This window comes from Vibrio sp. 2132-1 (genome assembly GCF_033344315.1).
Genome location: NZ_JAWPON010000009.1, coordinates 73,080 through 90,640 on the forward strand (window position 1 = coordinate 73,080; position 17,561 = coordinate 90,640).

The 17,561-nt window shown below is 42.9% G+C and carries 12 protein-coding genes and 1 tRNA gene; 8 read left to right on the forward strand and 5 right to left on the reverse strand.

Features of this window, described 5'->3' with window-relative positions:
- The first annotated feature begins 380 nt into the window (after positions 1-380).
- Both rnb and R8N47_RS11880 read left to right on the forward strand, forming a co-directional pair.
- On the forward strand, positions 381-2,384 hold the full coding sequence (rnb, locus tag R8N47_RS11875) for an exoribonuclease II (RefSeq protein ID WP_064354617.1): 2,004 nt from the start codon (positions 381-383) through the stop codon (positions 2,382-2,384).
- Between the two features lie 71 nt (positions 2,385-2,455).
- The gene (locus tag R8N47_RS11880; protein ID WP_064354616.1) at positions 2,456-3,265 is read left to right on the forward strand and encodes a helix-turn-helix transcriptional regulator; all 810 of its coding nucleotides are present in this window, start codon (positions 2,456-2,458) and stop codon (positions 3,263-3,265) included.
- A gap of 33 nt (positions 3,266-3,298) precedes the next feature.
- On the opposite strand, the gene R8N47_RS11885 is transcribed toward R8N47_RS11880, so the two are convergent.
- Entirely contained in the window at positions 3,299-3,652 is a 354-nt protein-coding gene (locus tag R8N47_RS11885; RefSeq protein ID WP_064354615.1) for a DUF3024 domain-containing protein, read from the reverse strand.
- Between the two features lie 266 nt (positions 3,653-3,918).
- On the opposite strand from R8N47_RS11885, the gene R8N47_RS11890 reads away from it, so the two are divergent.
- Positions 3,919-4,743 (forward strand): phosphate ABC transporter substrate-binding protein, encoded by an 825-nt coding sequence (locus R8N47_RS11890; RefSeq protein WP_064354614.1) that lies wholly within the window; start codon positions 3,919-3,921, stop codon positions 4,741-4,743.
- Positions 4,744-4,806: 63 nt separating this feature from the next.
- Here the strand turns inward: R8N47_RS11890 and R8N47_RS11895 are convergent, their stop codons facing one another.
- Positions 4,807-5,487 carry a MaoC family dehydratase gene (locus tag R8N47_RS11895; RefSeq protein ID WP_005375670.1) on the reverse strand — a complete coding sequence of 227 codons (681 nt, stop codon included), beginning with the start codon at positions 5,485-5,487 and terminating at the stop codon, positions 4,807-4,809.
- Positions 5,488-5,816: 329 nt separating this feature from the next.
- Between R8N47_RS11895 and R8N47_RS11900 the strand changes: the two genes are divergently transcribed.
- Positions 5,817-5,907, forward strand: a tRNA-Ser gene (locus R8N47_RS11900).
- A gap of 161 nt (positions 5,908-6,068) precedes the next feature.
- On the opposite strand, the gene R8N47_RS11905 is transcribed toward R8N47_RS11900, so the two are convergent.
- A complete protein-coding gene (locus tag R8N47_RS11905) occupies positions 6,069-7,619 on the reverse strand; it encodes a PAS domain-containing methyl-accepting chemotaxis protein (protein WP_025768974.1) in 1,551 nt (516 codons plus the stop codon).
- 285 nt (positions 7,620-7,904) lie between these two features.
- Between R8N47_RS11905 and modF the strand changes: the two genes are divergently transcribed.
- Positions 7,905-9,359 (forward strand): molybdate ABC transporter ATP-binding protein ModF, encoded by a 1,455-nt coding sequence (modF, locus tag R8N47_RS11910; protein ID WP_064354613.1) that lies wholly within the window; start codon positions 7,905-7,907, stop codon positions 9,357-9,359.
- On the opposite strand, the gene R8N47_RS11915 is transcribed toward modF, so the two are convergent.
- Positions 9,347-10,819 carry an EAL domain-containing protein gene (locus tag R8N47_RS11915; RefSeq protein WP_064354612.1) on the reverse strand — a complete coding sequence of 491 codons (1,473 nt, stop codon included), beginning with the start codon at positions 10,817-10,819 and terminating at the stop codon, positions 9,347-9,349. The genes modF and R8N47_RS11915 overlap by 13 nt on opposite strands.
- 348 nt (positions 10,820-11,167) lie before the next feature.
- On the opposite strand from R8N47_RS11915, the gene R8N47_RS11920 reads away from it, so the two are divergent.
- The 3 genes from R8N47_RS11920 (at position 11,168) to R8N47_RS11930 (ending at position 16,049) form a co-directional block, all read left to right on the forward strand.
- Positions 11,168-11,902, forward strand: coding sequence for an IclR family transcriptional regulator (locus tag R8N47_RS11920; RefSeq protein ID WP_005386192.1), 735 nt, complete (start codon positions 11,168-11,170; stop codon positions 11,900-11,902).
- Between the two features lie 6 nt (positions 11,903-11,908).
- Positions 11,909-12,748, forward strand: a complete 840-nt coding sequence (locus tag R8N47_RS11925; RefSeq protein ID WP_064354611.1) for an arginase family protein — start codon at positions 11,909-11,911, stop codon at positions 12,746-12,748.
- 310 nt (positions 12,749-13,058) lie between these two features.
- Entirely contained in the window at positions 13,059-16,049 is a 2,991-nt protein-coding gene (locus tag R8N47_RS11930; protein ID WP_409234163.1) for a DUF6701 domain-containing protein, read from the forward strand.
- Positions 16,050-16,113: 64 nt separating this feature from the next.
- On the opposite strand, the gene R8N47_RS11935 is transcribed toward R8N47_RS11930, so the two are convergent.
- A complete protein-coding gene (locus R8N47_RS11935) occupies positions 16,114-17,406 on the reverse strand; it encodes a DEAD/DEAH box helicase (RefSeq protein WP_064354610.1) in 1,293 nt (430 codons plus the stop codon).
- Positions 17,407-17,561: the final 155 nt, after the last annotated feature.

Consider the following 17,561-nt stretch of genomic DNA (forward strand, 5'->3'; position numbering starts at 1 on the left):
CCATATGCTCTTCCAATTCGATACTGATCCATCCAGATACTGATTCCATTCAGACGGGAACACAGCACAGTACACAACCGCGATAAGCCATTAGGGACGACTAAGGGAGGCGGATTATTCCTTAAAAGCATAAAAAAATCCAGAAAAAATTGAATTACATCACAATTTATTCTCAACAATGGTATTTTTAGCATATTTTTCCACCAGCCCTACCATTCCCCGTAGATTCGCGTAGCTCACAGATGAGAATTTCATCAATATTTAAGCCAATTTCTCGTGGTTAAATAGGCAAAATTCACGGCGAAATTACGCTCCACAGGTAGTAATAATAGCTCGCAATGATTATAGTGTGCCCAACTCCATAGGTAATTTAAGAAAAGATGTTTCAAGATAACCCACTACTCGCTCAGCTTAAGCAGCAAATCCAAGAAAACCTGCCTAAAAAAGAAGGCTCAATAAAAGCCACAGATAAAGGCTTTGGCTTTTTGGAAGTGGACAGTAAGACTAGCTTCTTCATCCCGCCTGCGTACATGAAAAAGTGCATGCACGGTGACAAAGTCGTCGCCATTATCCGCACCGAAAATGAACGCGAAGTTGCAGAGCCACAAGAGCTGCTGGAACAAGCCGTGACTCGCTTTATTGGTCGAGTAAAAATGTTCAAAGGCAAGCTCAACGTAGCACCTGATCACCCACAGCTTAAAAAGCTATCTCTTAAAGCGAAACTAAAGAAAGGTCTAAAACCTGACGAGTTCGCCGAAGGTGATTGGGTTGTCGCACATCTTATTCGCCACCCTCTAAAAGGCGATAATTCCTTCTTCGTAGAAATTTCTGAAAAAATCACTGACGCGAATGATAAAATTGCGCCTTGGTGGGTAACGCTTGCTCAAAACGATCTACCAAACTCTGAGCCAGCAGGCATCGATAACTGGGAACTGAAAGACGACACGGAGCTAGAACGCGTAGACATGACTCATGTTCCATTCGTCACTATCGACGGTGAATCGACTAAAGATATGGACGATGCGCTGTACGCGAAGAAAACCGTATCTGGCGATTTCGAACTCACCATCGCTATTGCGGACCCAACCGCCTACATCACACCTGAAGATGAAATGGATAAAGTAGCGCGTGAGCGTGGCTATACTATCTATCTTCCAGGACGCAACATCCCGATGCTACCTCGCGATTTAGCGGACAACCTATGTTCTCTGATTGAAGGTGAAACCCGCCCTGCTATTTGCTGTACCGTAACGGTAAGTAAAGATGGTGTGATTGGCGACGATATTAAATTCTTCGCGGCAAACATCAAATCACATGCACGCCTAGCATACGATCACGTGTCTGATTGGTTAGAAAACGGCAGCTCTGAAGCATGGACGCCATCTGAAGAGATCGCGACCATCGTTCGTGATCTTTATGAGTTCTCTCTTGCTCGCGCTGAATGGCGTGAGAAAAACGCAGTGGTCTTCCCTGATCGTCCTGACTACCGTTTTGAGCTCAGTGAAGATAACGATGTAATCGCTATCCACGCTGACATGCGCCGCAGTGCAAACCGCCTTGTTGAAGAATCCATGATTACCGCAAACATCTGTGCAGGTCGTACATTACGCGATAAATTTGAAACAGGTGTCTTCAATACGCATGCAGGTATCAAGAACGAGAAGATTGAAGAAGTGGTTCAACTTGTCAATCCAGAAGGCCAGTTGGAGTTCACAGCGGAGTCTATTGCTACGCTAGAAGGCTTTGCTGCGTTGCGCCGCTGGTTGGCTGCTCAAGAAACGTCTTATCTAGATAACCGTATTCGTAAGTTCCAAGCATACAGTGAAGTGGGTAATCAGCCTCTGCCTCATTACGCAATGGGTTTAGACATCTATGCAACTTGGACATCACCAATTCGTAAATACGGTGATATGATCAACCACCGTATGTTGAAGGCCGTCATCCTTGGTAAAGAACCCGTACAAAAACCAGATGACCAAGTAGGCGAAGAGCTAGCTCTACATCGTAAACATCATAAAATCGCTGAGCGAAATGTCTCAGATTGGCTATATGCACGCACGCTTGCTGATGAGCCGAGCAAGAAAACTTGTTTCACAGGTGAGATTTTCGATATTAATCGTGCAGGCGCACGTGTCCGACTTCTCGAAAATGGCGCAGCAGCCTTTATTCCTGGTGCACTAATTCTTGATAATAAAGAAAGAATTGAGTGCAATGGCGACAACGGTACCATCTCTATCGATAAAGAGGTCGTATACAAACTTGGGGATACATTGGAAATTGTCCTTACGGACGTAAACCAAGAAAACCGCAGTTTAGTTGCAAAGCCAACCCAGGTATTCGCTGAACAACCAGCAGCACAAACAGAACAGACTGTAAGTGAATAATACCGAATGAAGTTAAAAGGCGCTCTATTGAGCGCCTTTTTTATTTGTTATGTAAAACGATAAGAACTAGTATGCCGAACATTGAGATCATTCGCTTTAATCACTTCACTGCGCGCAAAAGTGAGCGTTACACTGCAACACATAATGGGTTATATATTGTTGAAGAAGGTGCCCTATTAGTTCATCAACCTAATGGTGAGCAATTTGAACTTAAAGCCGGAGATTTCACACTCTATAACTCCGCAGATCTGAGCAGTGCAGAAGCCGTCTCTAGTGACGGAGGCTTTAAAGCACTGGCTTTAGTCTTCAATCCAAATATATTCTGTGACTTTAAGAAAGCGCACCCGATGCTACGTTCCAAAACGGAAGAAAGGCGCTTCTATCCTTTTTCAACGCAATCCAGTGGCGAAGTAGCACAATTGAAGGACATGTTGGTTAAGTTAGCGAGTCGCAACGCTCCAGACTACACACAAAGCCATATCGCAATGGCATTGCTGTCGTTGATGGTTGAGGTAGAGCCAAACATCCTATCGATCATAGATGACGCAAGTAGCCTGAGCGACTCTCAAAAAGCCATTAAGTACATTGAGGGTAATATTGAAAAAGACATCACGCTAGAAGGCTTAGCGGCTCATATGAGCATGTCCATCGCAACCTTAAAACGTCGCCTCGCCGCAGATGATCTTTCGTTTTCTCAGATATTAAAGGTGAAACGGATAAACTTCGCAGCAACCCAACTGCGCAAGTCAGAAAAATCAATAACAGAAATAGCGTTTGAGTCTGGTTTTAAAAGTGCAGCGCATTTCAGTACAGCATTTAAATCCGTTTACAACATGACCCCCAAAGACTTTAGAAACCAAGTCGTTAAGCCTAAAGTATAAATCATGTCGGCATTCGCATCCGTTGGGCTCACCCTATTCCCAAAAACACGCTTGAGGATCACGCTCCAATTCGTTGAGTAAGTCCTCAAGCATTTGGCTAAATGGAAGTGGCTTATAAGGCACCCACCTTAACAGCTCGTTGTGATATGTGGGAACATAGAAATACCAAAGTTGGTTGTCCTCATCAAACATGATCTTCGCGACGGGAGAAGTATACTCGCTATGCTGGGAGTCGAGGAGAAAATGCGCCCGATGAAGCTCAACGCCATTTTCTACTAGCTCATAGAGGCACTTGCCCTGTTCGACAGGCAAGTTAGCATTACGCGCAGAGCAGAGCGATTGAACTGATTTGTATAAACGACTTGTCGCCATTTGGGACACTGACATCAACGTTCTCCCGATGGATGATAGTTAGAGCTGTCGATCCTAGTATATAACCTTTACATCATCACCGATGGTAGTTATCTACCTAACTCAAGTATAAGATAGCTATATTATCATTTGCCCAGATTATCATCTCAATCCACTTGGAAACGCTAGCTCCATCACCTCTTGACTAGAAACAATTCCTTTGTTTAGCGCTAACAGTTCACAAAAGTGTAACCTGAACGCAATATCATAAACTCTGCTTTATCCCGTATATGGAGTTTAATATGTTACGTTTTACTGTGGCGACGTTATTGGCCATAGCAGTCTCCCTCCCTACCATTGCAAAAGAAATCAACATCTCAGGTTCAACGTCGGTTGCTCGTGTGATGGATGTACTTGCTGAGGAATACAACAAAACACACCCAGACGATTACGTTGCTGTTCAGGGCATTGGTTCGAGTGCTGGTATCACCATGGTCAATAAAGGAGTAGCCGAAATAGGCATGAGCTCTCGCTATCTGACTGAAAGCGAAAAAGGTGAAGATCTCAATGTATACCCTATCGCTTATGATGGCCTCGCTGTTGTTGTAAACCGTACCAACTCTGTAGAAAACCTTTCTCAGCAACAACTATTTGATATTTACAAAGGTAAAATTAAGAATTGGAAAGAGGTCGGGGGCGCAGATCAGCCTATCGCGGTGGTTACTAGAGAAGCGTCTTCAGGTTCACGTTACAGCTTCGAAAGCTTGCTGGGACTGACCAAAATCGTTAATGATCGCCTTGTCTCGGATATCAGCCCAAACAACTTGGTTGTAAACAGCAACAGCATGGTAAAAACCATTGTTAACCATAACACTCGCGCCATTGGTTTTATCTCTGTAGGGTCAGTAGATCGCTCGATCAAGGCGATTCAGTTAGATGGTATTGACCCAACCTCGACAAACATTAGCAATCATAAGTACAAGTTGGCGCGACCATTCCTAGTGCTATACAAAGTAGATAAGATTAGCGATGCAGGTAAAGGTTTTATCGCTTTCCTTCGTTCAGAGCAGGGACAAAAAGCGATTGCAGGTTACGGTTATACGCCAGTAAAAAACTTTAATCAGTAAAAATGAAAAAGAGAGCACCTTGATGCTCTCTTTTACTATGTCGTGTTCTATCCGGTTTCGGAATTAGAAATGCAGTTGAATTACAGAGACCACAACCGCACCAGGTCGACGAATACCTTCAATTTCCACTTTAATTTCGCGCTCAATCTCCAAACCTTTTTTGATTGGCGTTACTTTTGTTAACGTGCTGACTGCACGAACATTATTGCCTGCTTTGACAGGGTAAGGGAAACGGACTTGGTTTAAACCCAAGTTAACTACCATTTTAGCTGTTGGGAACATTGGCTTGTCTGGATCGACTGAATCCGTCAGTTTAGGCAGCAATGCTAATGTTAAAAAGCCATGAGCGATAGTTGTCTTAAATGGAGATTCAGTTGAAGCACGCTCTGGATCAGTATGAATCCATTGCATGTCTTCCGTTACCGCACCAAATTGGTTAATACGTTCTTGAGACACATGAACCCAATCACCAGTGTGAATAACTTCGCCAATTTTTTCACTTAACTCGTCATAAAGCTTTTGAGCCTCAGGTGCCATTACGATCGGTGCAGGTTGAGGTGCAACTTCTTCGTTGACGGCTGGCTGCTGGTGATCACGAACTTTTGAGAAAAGAAAGCTATTTTGAGCTTTCCCCAAAAAGTCACTCCAATAATCGCGTAACGTTGGAGACATCCAATTCATAAACTCGGATTGATGAGCAGAAATCGCATCAACTTTGTCTTTAAATAGATTTGTGACCTTCATAAACACCCTTAAGAATTCTAAGCACAACTGGCTATACCAGTTAATTTTGAATTAGTTCACAAAGTCTTGCAAATACTTTCGGGCGAACACATGTACCCTAAAAGCATGTTATGTCTTATATATCAGCAAGATAACAATAAAACACCATTTTATTGACGTGCGCCAATATAAAGTAAAAACTCTATAAATTGGTACTTTTTGTCCCTTTTTCACTCCGTTTTCAAACTGTCCAACATCACATCAGTGATCATAAAACAAGCAAACAGTACTTCTATTATAATTCAGCACTTTACAAGTCGGACTATGCTCCTTATTATACCGCCCACAACGGAGAGATGGCTGAGTGGTTGAAAGCACCGGTCTTGAAAACCGGCATACGTTAATAGCGTATCTAGGGTTCAAATCCCTATCTCTCCGCCACTTATTTAGAGAGCTCGCATTTATTGCGAGCTCTCGTCGTTTTAGCTCTTACAAAAACGAGATTTAGAAATCCTCGCTCGTAAGCGAATCCAGCACTTCACTATATTCCAGTTAAAAGCCCGCTAATGTTTAGCGGGCTTTTAACTTCGATTTTCTAAAGTTTAAGCAAACTTCTTAATCATTTCAGACAGGTCATTGGTGCAATTTTGCACTTTGGTGTTCATATGATTCGTTTCAGTCATCAGTTCATACGATTCACTGTACTTTAAATTAAGCGACTGGATGTTTTCATTTATTTCATCCGTTACATAAACCTGCTCTTCTATCGCGACCGCAATTTGTTGGTTTCGTTCGACGACGTCCTGAACAAGGGACTCCAGTTGTTGAATGCTATCCAAAGCAGTACCTAGCAATGTTACCGTTCCGGTCGACATTTCATTACCTTTCTCTAACGCAGAAACCGCTGATTTGCTCCCATTTTGAATCCCTTCAATGGCCGATTTAATCTCTGTTGTCGATTCCTGAGTTCTTTTAGCTAAGGTTCTCACTTCATCTGCTACAACGGCAAACCCTCTGCCTTGTTCGCCTGCCCTCGCGGCTTCAATTGCAGCGTTCAACGCTAATAAATTAGTTTGTTCGGCAATACCATTGATGACTTCAACAACGGTTCCAATTTGCTCGGTTTGTTGGTTCAAACGTATGACCACTTTAGATATTTCGCCGAGCTCACCCACCAGCTCTAGTACCGATTGGTTAACATTATCGATAACGCTACGGCTGTCTATCATCGTATTTTGCGCTTCTAACGTAGCCTCGGCGGTCGCTTGAGCATTATTTGATATCTCAGATGAAGAGGCTTGCATCTCGTTGACCGCTGTTGCGACCGAGTCAATCTCCACTTTCTGTGCGCTTAAGTTCTCCGTCACTTGCTGGCTATTTGTCGCAGCACTGTTAGCACTTGCGCGCGTTTTTTCGCAAGAGTCTTTTACAGACACGCCAACGCGCCCCAATAGCGCATTGGCAAATTGCTTACGCATCTTCATACCCAGCTCAATCTCAGCCAGATCGTTGATTCTTCCGCAATAAATGTATTCCATGAGTGGATTGTTGAAGTCTTGCCTAGCCTGTTTAGCGAGCTTCTCAACTGGTCTGGTTAATACATAAATAGAGAAAACGGAAAGTAACGCAACAACGCCAAACGCTATCACTGGTGATTGATTCATTTGTAGAATGAGTAAGCCAAGAAGGTTTGAAATTAAAAGGAAGAAGGCCGATCTCATCCACAAACGTGTACGAGGAAGATACATTTTCCACGGCTTACGATTATTTCGAAGCTTCGAATACGCTTTTTCCGCTCGCTGGATGTGTATACGCTCAGGTTTAAATCTCACTGATTGGTATTCCACAACTTCACCATTAGATTTTATAGGAGAAGCAAACGCGTCAACCCAATAATAGCCGCCGTTTTTACGTCGATTTTTGACCATTCCCATCCAGTGTTTGCCAGTTTTCAGGTGAGTCCATAAATCTTTAAAAGCCTGTTTTGGCATATCAGGATGACGCACAACATTGTGGGGTTTACCGATAAGCTCCCCTTCATCAAACCCCGCGACTTCATTAAAGTTTTCACTGGCATATTTGATGTAACTGGAGGTATCGGTAATGGAAACTAGGCTGTAACTCGAAGGGTAATCGTATTCCGTTTCACTCATAAACATGTGTCCTTACATTGATTAATTAACAAACGGCAAATATGAATTTATCAGCATAACATATACATGCATAATGATAGGTTGATTCAAAAATAAAACAAAATTATTGACAAGTTTACTTGTTACTTAATGACTCTAGTCGCATTTTTATCCTCTAATACAAGGCTTCGTTAATATGCACAAGACTGAGCACTGTTCAAAATTAATACACAAAAGCGCTTCCGTACTGAGTTCGTAAATTGTTATAAGTAATCCACTAAAACGAAAACAGGGAAGACAAACACAATGACTATTCACTTTCGTCAGCTTGCAGCTAAGAGAAACACGACACACTTGTTTATTGACGATTGGAAAATTAACACTCAGCAGTCTTGGGGGATATTCAGCGCGGATGGAGATATTGGCTCTCTGCTTGGAGACCTTATTTGTGATGAAATGTCACCAAATAGTGGGGAAATTGAGCTAAATGGGCTGTCCGTTGCGCAAGTGTCGTTATCAGAGCAACAGCGATTACTGGAAAGAGAATTAGAAAAGGATGATACGGATTTTCTTGATCGTATCGACCAAGGGAGCACTGTTTATTCATTAATCCTAGAGCAGAGCCAAGACACCAACTTAACTGAACAGCTAATTAATGATCTCGACCTAAGTCATCTTAAAGATAGTGGCTTCCGCGTTCTCTCTACCGGAGAAACCAGAAGAGTAATGCTCGCCCGAGCTTTAGCCACACAACCTGACTTAGTATTACTCGATAATCCATTTACTGGCTTAGATATTGCGCACCGAGCTGCTCTCGCTCGCTATTTACACTCGCTTTCTCAAAATGTGCAACTACTCGTAACCTTCTCTCGCGAATCTGACATGCCTGAGTGGATCAATAGCATCGCGCTTTTCAGTGCAGGAAAGCTTGATAGTACAATGGATAAGTCCAGTTGGGATAATCATCCAATCATTGGACAAATAAAATCTCAGTCAGAGCAACAGAGTGAAGAAATGATGAGCTTGATACGTCAGCATCAGCACTCGACGCCATTCAACAACCCAATATTTGAACTAAAGAATGGGACTGTTGAATACACCGATAAGAAGATTTTTACTGACTTGAACTGGCGCATAGACAAGGGCCAACATTGGCAGGTCAAAGGCCCAAATGGTTGTGGAAAGAGTACCTTACTTGGATTGATCTTTGGCGATCATCCGCAATGCTACAGCAATGACATTGATATTTTTGGTAAAAAGCGTGGTACTGGCGAGACAATCTGGGAAATTAAGCAGCATATCGGTATGGTGTCTTCAGCGCTACACCTCCAATATCGAGTCAATTGCAGCGCATTAGAAGTCATTTTGTCAGGATTTTACGATTCGATTGGGTTGTATAACCAGCCAACTCGCAAAGAGATGAATATTGCAAACGAGTGGCTCGATATCTTACATATGAGCCAGTACAAAAAAACCTCATTCAAGCAATTAGAGTACGGTCAGCAGCGACTATTACTGATTGCAAGAGCCATCGTGAAACAACCCACATTATTGATTTTGGACGAGCCGTATCAAGGGTTAGATTTTTTGGGTAGACGGTTAGTTAAGAACACACTTGAGCTCATCGCTAGAGAGAATTTAAGCCAACTATTGTATGTGTCTCACTACCAAGAAGACCGCTTAGATAGCATCAAAAATGAGTTAGAGTTTGTGTTTGATGAAAATGCTCAGTGTTATAGAGCTAACGTCTACCAATCATAATGACTTCGCTGCGCAAGCTGCTCATAAGGTAATGGTTTGGAGTACAGGTATCCCTGATGATATCTCACTCCCATCTTCTGTAAGTGTTCAGCTTGCGCTATGGTTTCCACGCCTTCAGCGATCAATTGTACTTGTAATTCTTCCGCGAAGTGAACCATCGCTTTTAAGACAGAAGCACTAAGGCTAGGAATACCAATGGTTTCGACAAAGCACTTATCGATTTTTAAGTAATCTATGCGCATGTGCTGTAGAAATGCTAACGAGGTTTGGCCAGTTCCAAAATCATCGATCAGCACATCAATACCATGCACTCGCAGCGCTGCAATGCATTTTCTCGCCTCTGAATCAATGAGCTGACGCTCCGTTATCTCTACCCCTAATGAGACTTTGTTTCGGCTCAACTGTCTGTCGAGCAATTGAATTTTTCTGATCGCGTTTGGTCCGACTAAATAGCCAGGCGGCACGTTAATACCAAGGTGGACAGGCAGATCAAAGCCTAATTTACTGAAGTCCTCTGCCGCTTTATCCAGAACGAAATCAGTAAGTAAAAAAACCAATCCACTTTGCTCTGCCGCAGGGACAAACTCATCCGGAGAAATGAACCCCTTACTTTGATGCTCCCATCGCACTAGCGCTTCAAACCCGAATAACTGACCGGTATCAACGTTAACTTGCGGTTGGTAATACAGGGTCAACTCTCCTCTTTTTATCGCTCTTTTAAGATCCAGTATCAAATTGCGATGAGGATCAATAAACTTATTCAACGCATACAAGCAAAGGTAGATCACGAAAATAATTGGAATTGAGTACAAAAAATAGGAAAGTGTTCTCTGTTTGACGAAAAGATCGCTGGCTTCACTCAAAGCTTCATACTCAAACATTTGCGACGATTTGATACCGATAGGATTACTTCCCGCTCTTAATGCTCCTTCTGGTGAAACTTGATCATGGATAAACAGCGCAGAGCGTTTTAGGCGTAAATCGTTGTTAAACCCTATTGTCGCATTAAAGTAGTCATGATCGATAATCGTTACGGCTTGATAACCCCGCTCTCCTTCCGTTACCACTAGCAAGAACTGATCGTACAAGCTATCAACACTACCAAGCGCTAGCGTTTGTCCCTTGGGAAAGGCGATGTGCTCAGCTAACGGTTTAGAGATACTTCCCAATTTCGAAGAACAAGTAATGACTCCCTCTTTCACAATGAGCATTTCTTCAATATCTCGTTCAAACATTAAGCTTTGCTGGAGCTCTTCACATCGTTCAGGGTGTAGCAGTGCCGTGCGGTTTTCTGTCTCTATTTGGAATAAAATTTCATCTGCAATTTGCACATTTTTTTCTAATAAATGATTGAGATTGTTTTGCACGCTTTCACGAGCTAAATACAAAACCTCTCCAATAACCAAGGGAATAGGCAGAAGGAAAATGATGGCTTTTTTAAAAATCGCCTTATTCAGCATATAAAAGTAACCTTTTATAAAACCGATTTACTGAGATGGTACCTCGATTCCGATACCCGCTAGCAACTCACGTTTTTTAACATTATTTGTTTGGATTAACTCAGTATGCGAAACGCTGAGTAATACCGCAAACTAAACAATGTCTTATTCACTCCTGTTCCAATTTAGTATCAAGCGCCTCAAACCTGAGACTTTAATTCGACACCATGTTATGTCTATCGGTACTTGCGAAAGTCTTTACCTGTCTGTTTCTCATCATGTAAGAATTACCCATTAAAATTATTTTTCTTTTCTCAGTAATTAAGAATTATATTTGTCGTAACTCCTACAACACGTTACAACACTCTCATGACGACAAACAAAGCTAATGCTAACCAGGTAAACGAAAAATCACTGCAGTTGTTAATGCAAGTTGCAGTTAGTCCGTTCCCAGTTTCTGCGAAAACGCTAAGCGAGCAATTGAACGTTCCTTTAAGCAGCCTTTACCGACACTTAAAACTGCTTAAAGAGTGGAACTTGATCGAAGAAAGCGTTCACGACAAGACATTTGTCGTTGGTCCGGCGGCATTATTACTCATGCACAGCTATGAGACCGCGCAACATGGGCTCGACATGGTCGAAACCATACTGGCTAGGTTGGTACAACAAACCGGGGAAATGGCCGCTTATATGGTACCAGCGGGTTATCGTGCGCTTTGTGTCAGACAGAAAGAAAGTATGCAGGCGCTGCGTTGCAGCTTCGTCCAGGGTCAAAGTCAACCTCTGCTGCGCGGTGCCTCATCTAAAGTGATGCTTGCTTTTATGCCTCAAAGTCGATGCGAGAAAATCTTGAGATATTTTAATCAAGATCACCGACGTGACGAGTGGGAAAAAGAGCTCACAACCATCCGTAAACACGGATATGCCGTCAGTACTTCTGAGATTGACCCTGGTGTTTCAGGTATTAGCGCACCGGTAATGAAAGGAAGCAAACTGATTGGCGCAGTCTCGGTGATGGCTCCGGCCCACCGAGTCGAAAAGGATAAGCAGCGCATTATTTTACATGTACTGCAAGCGGCAAGGGCACTACCACCAGAAAGGTAATTCATCATGTTAAGCTTTTTCAAACGCTATAAACTCCACCACACCGTGAAACAGCCGCAGCATTACCCTTTTTCTTTTATGACAGTGTGTGAGTATTTGCCACCCATGTCTAAGGGCGCGTTTGAATTAGCTGATCAAAGTTTGGAAAATGCTAGCGATTGGCTATACCAACAGCATGATCATGAAACCGCTGAAAACTTTGGTCACTTCAACCACGACAAGCTGGAAAATGGCGAGTTTCAGGAAGCATTAAGCCTTTCGCTTTCTCGCCACTCAATTCCTGTTTTAGTAACTAACTGTACCGAGGCAATCTTGTCCATGTTACCTGTGGTCGTGTCCTATCGAGACGAAGTGGGTGTGGTAAATATTGGACATGACATGAACTTGAAACCAACACTTGAACCACGTTTAGGCTCGGCATTCCATTTTGCTCTTTCTCGCTATCAAAACGTGCGATTATTTTTTGCTGGTGTTAGTGAACAAGATACAAAGCAAGAAACGTGGGAATACGCGGAAGATCAAGGTTGTGATTGGGTAACCGAGAAAGAGTTTTCTTTTCGTCATCGCAATAACGTTAAGCAACAGATCGGCAATTACCTAGACCACTGCGACCAAATAATCATTAGCATCGACCTTGGATCTCTAAAAACCAAAAACAGCCTTGATGGCGCGTCAGAAATTGATATCCAAATGGTTCTACGCACGATTAGGCAATGTCTGGTTGCAGGTAAAGTGAGGGCAATTCAGCTCGTTGGCGATCGAGATTGCCTGGTCTATTCGAGACAAACGAAAGCCATACTAGAAGAGTTATATCAGATGGCTCCACTCATCGTTCACGCTGCCTAGCGTTATAAACATTCAGAATCAGGATCGCTTCCTTCCTGATTCTGAACCAACATGCTTACTTATTATCCTTAACTAACAAATAGTTACACATATAAATCGACACACATCACACTTGCCTCTTGAACTAACCTGACACTTACGTTGTAATAAGGCCGCTAAACTTTGGTATGACATACGAAATAAAAAATAACCAAAGTTCAATAACTAAGCGGCTTCAAAACAAAAAATTACCGCAGCTATTCCAATTTCAGTGAGCATTTGCTCACGCTCGCTTGATGCCATCTTGTTCCACTCATTAGGACATTTGATGATGCGTCTTTGCAGTATTTTCACTGCGGTTCTTTTTTTACCGCTAACCTCACACGCCACCACTTATGACTTAGCAGATATCAAGTCAAACACTAATGTTGCCTTTTGTAAAAACGGAACCATTCATGTAACGGGTTCTACTTACGATTGCACTACAAATATTGTTCTCCCGAAAGGCGATCAAATTATAAATAGTAGTCAAAGCTCATCGTCTTTAACCGCTCATGGTTCCATAACACTCCGTGGGCAGAATGTCATAGGCTCAAAGGAAAGCCCTATAAACATCAAAGCTAAAGGAACTTGGTTAAAAATTAATGGTAATAGCTACGTACTAGGTAATGTCTCTGCTTTAGGTTCTATAAAAATAACTGATAGTGAAATCGAAGGAGATATAGAAACCAATGGTGTTGGTGGAAATGGCCGTTCTGTCGAGTTTCACGGAGAGCACAACGTCCTTAATGGCAACATCATTGCTCAAAGTGACGTGTACATCGAATCTGGTATGTTCTGCGGTGATATCAAATCAAAAGGAACAAAAGTAGAAATTAATCAACTGGAATCGTCGCTTTCTAATACACCAATAGTTGTGGGCAACATTAATGCTCTATCGGGGATAAATCTTAATAATACGACAGTTTTTGGTTCTTTGACATCTCAGGGACATACTGTAGATACAGGTTTTGGCACGACCAAAATATATGCGAATAAGCAAGCTATTTCGGCAATGCATTTTTCAATTAATAACTCCAATACTTCTATTTGTGGTAGTGTGACAGCCACCCTAGAATCAAGTTCAAATTTCAACCACTATTGCGGCATTGATGAACCCAATTGTAGTTACGCAAATCAAACACCAACAACTTGCCCTATTCCTTCTTATATCCCTGAATGTAAAATTACGCCTCCATCAGAGAACGCCTTCGACCTCAGCGTCACACCATCGGACGACATGGCACTGATGTGCGGCGACGATCTTCCGCAATTTACAGCAATGACAACCAATAATGGAGAAGTTGTAAGCGCAGAAGTCAGTGCAGCCCTATCACACCCTGACTTGTTCACTTTAGAGGTGATCAAAGGTCAGCAGACATTAAAAGCAAACCAATTTATGTCTGACGACAATGGTGAGCTCGTTGTTCGAGTGGTCCCGAACGATATTGATACCATCGCGTTAGGTACTAACTACACGCTGACTTTCACTATGGCAGAAGACACCAGCAAGCATCAAACGGTTAGCTTTATGTTTACGCCATTTATGTTTGAGGCCTACTCAAAGACGAAAAGCGCCACTTTAAATGAAATACGCGTTATTGCAGGTAAACCAGAAAACGTGCATACGCGATTGCTTGCTTGTGCCTCCACCGGCGAACCTGTAGTGGCAAGCAACTACAATGGTACGCCTAAGGTTTTTCATCCATTGGTTCAACCATTAGGAGGAAGTGAAGGAAACTTTAGCTATTCAGCGGAATTTAAAGACGGCTTGTCTGAACATGGTCTTGTCACGAACGAGTCCGGCATATTTGAAGTGACATTGTCCGATCATTTTGAATGTGAGGGATTTGAAGAATGTCCAGAAGAAGGCAAAGTGGAAGTGAAAGGGACATTTAATGTGCACTCGCGACCATGGACACTCGCTATTTGTGACAACCAACGTGCTTTGCCTTCTGGCACCTCTGAACAAGGAGAAGGGTTTCTTGCTGCCGGAGAACTTTTCTCTCTAACGGTGAAACCAATCATTTGGCAACCTGACGGCTCTGCAAGTGGATCTGTTGAATCAGCACGCTATTGTGATGCTTCTATCACCCGTAATTTTACGCTTGATGACGCTCCAGCAGCATCGGTTGTCTTGTCGAGTGAGCAACATACGCCATCAGAGACAGCGAACCAAACCTCAAAATTGCTAAAAAGTAGTGACTCACTGGCTCAGGCGCATAATTCAGCCAAGAATGATCAATTCGTCTTTAATGGATTATATTGGGAAGAAGTCGGGAGCTTGAGAGTAAAAGCAAACCTAGAAAGTAAATATCTAGGTATGACTGTGAACGAAGGCTATCGTTACGTTGGTCGTTTTTACCCAAAATATTTTCAAGTGCAAGACCAAGAATGGCACTACCCACATGGCCAAACTTTTGCTTACATGAATCAACCTTTTGAGAAAGTCACTTACGATGTTGTCGCACTCAATGCGAATAAGGAAAACGTGAAGAATTACGTCCACTTTTCGTCTAACCTTCAACAACATTTCGATTTAGGCGAGCTAAGCTCATACTCCGATCGGTTTTTGCCGCCTAAGCCTAAGAAGGTAGACTGGAAACTACTGGGTAGCGCGAGTGTTGGAACGTTTGTTATAGAGAAGCCCTCGACCAATGCGACTTGTAACAATAGCCCATGCTGGAAAAAGAACACGACAGATAAGCAATATCCTGATGGTCCATTCAATACCGAGACTAATAGTGATATCAGCCAAATAGGTTTAGTCTCAGTAAAAGCCGTTGATGAGGTAAACTTCTTCGACGATAGCGAAGTGCTCACAAAACAACCAGACATTCGATTCGGTCGTTTGAACTTTCAAGATGTAGGTGGCAACCAAGGCATGGTGATCAAAGTGCCACTTGCTGTAGAAACTTGGCAAAACGGTCGATTTACGACTAACTTCGATGACAACTCAACAACGGCGAGTGGTGAATATTACTTCAGCACGCCAATTTGGTCTCATGCGCCAGCAAACAACGCCCTGCTTTCTGGCGTTGGAACGATGAGTATTGGCAGAATGACCGATATCGTTGCAAGCCAAATTGACTCAGCACGCGAGCAAATACAATTCCACCTGGATTTAGACGGCTCAGGTAATCGCATCCCTTGGCTGAAATACGACTGGGATAGCTCTACAAGTGAAGAGGAAAACCCACCCGTCATTGTTACGTTTGGTATTCACCGAGGAAACGATCGCATTATTTATCGTGGTGAGCCAAATATGCTTGGCCTAAATTAACGCGAAACGACAAAACAAAAAAAGCCCCTCAATTGAGGGGCTCTTTTCACACAGACTGTGTAATTTACTTTGCGCCACGACGCGCTTTCAGGCGCTTCACCATAGCAAGACGACGCTCTGCCGACCCTTGGTCTGTTGCCGACTGGTTCGGGTTATTACGACGACCTTGACGATTCTTAAACGCTGGTTTTGAGTGCAGCTTTTCAATGTAAGATTCACGCTGTTTTGGTTCATAGCCTGCAAGCTCAATACGGCGAATGCGTTGCTGGATTAGATTTTCAACCTGAACAACCGTGAGCTCTTCATCTCGATTTACAAATGAAACGGCATGACCTTGTTTACCTGCACGGCCTGTACGACCAATTCGGTGAACGTAATCTTCCGCTAGGAAAGGCATGTCATAGTTCACAACGTGAGGTAAATCTTCAATATCTAGACCTCGAGCAGCGACATCGGTAGCCACCATGACACGTGCTTTACCGGACTTGAACTCTTCTAACGCACGACGACGAGCACTTTGAGCACGGTCACCATGACAAACCACCGCTTTGATACCATCAAGTTTCAGCTCTTTTACAACGTCGTTTGCGGTCTCTTTGTAGTTCACAAATACCAACACTTGTTTCCAGTTCTTACGACCAATCAGCTCCGAAAGCAGTTCCGTTTTTCGCTCTTGATCAACTGGATATAACACGTGAGCAACTGTCTGTGCTGTCGTATTCGCTCGCTCAACTTCAATACGCTTAGGCTTACGTAGGATATCTTTTGCTAACAGATTTAGTTGGCTCGAAGTCGTTGCTGAAAACATCATAATTTGCGGATCAGTATCCACATCTAGCATGATCTTACGTACTGAGTGAATAAAGCCCATGTCCAAGATACGGTCTGCTTCATCAAACACTAAAAACTCTAAATGTGCGACCGAGACATTACCTTGTTCAATGTGCTCTTCCAATCGACCGGGTGTAGCCACTAGGATATCTACACCGTTTTCTAATGCCGTTACTTGAGAAGACATTTTACGGCCACCGAAAATCGCAGCCACCGACAGGTTCGTGTACTTCGTGTAAGCTTTGATGTTGTCAGCAATTTGTTCAGCAAGCTCGCGAGTTGGAGCCAAGATAAGTGCGCGAGCAGTCTTACGAGAAGCGCTACGGTTACTGTCTAGGAACTGCTGAATCATAGGCAGAGAAAACGCAGCCGTTTTACCAGTACCTGTTTGTGCTGTAGCGAAAATATCATGGCCTTTGCGAGCCATTGGAATCGCCTTCTGTTGAATTGGCGTTAACTTTTCATAACCGCATTCTGCCAGTGCTTTAACCACTTCTGGCGCAAAACCTTGAGATGAAAATGACATTGAGCGTATTCCTTAAACAAACCACTAAAAATAGCTTTAAAAATTTAGCCGTGCACTATACCCGAATTTGAGTGATTTATCTCACTTTTCTCATTGAAATCCTACAAAAGAAAAAACGGTGAGCACAGATATATTAGTGGTTCACCGTTTTCGTT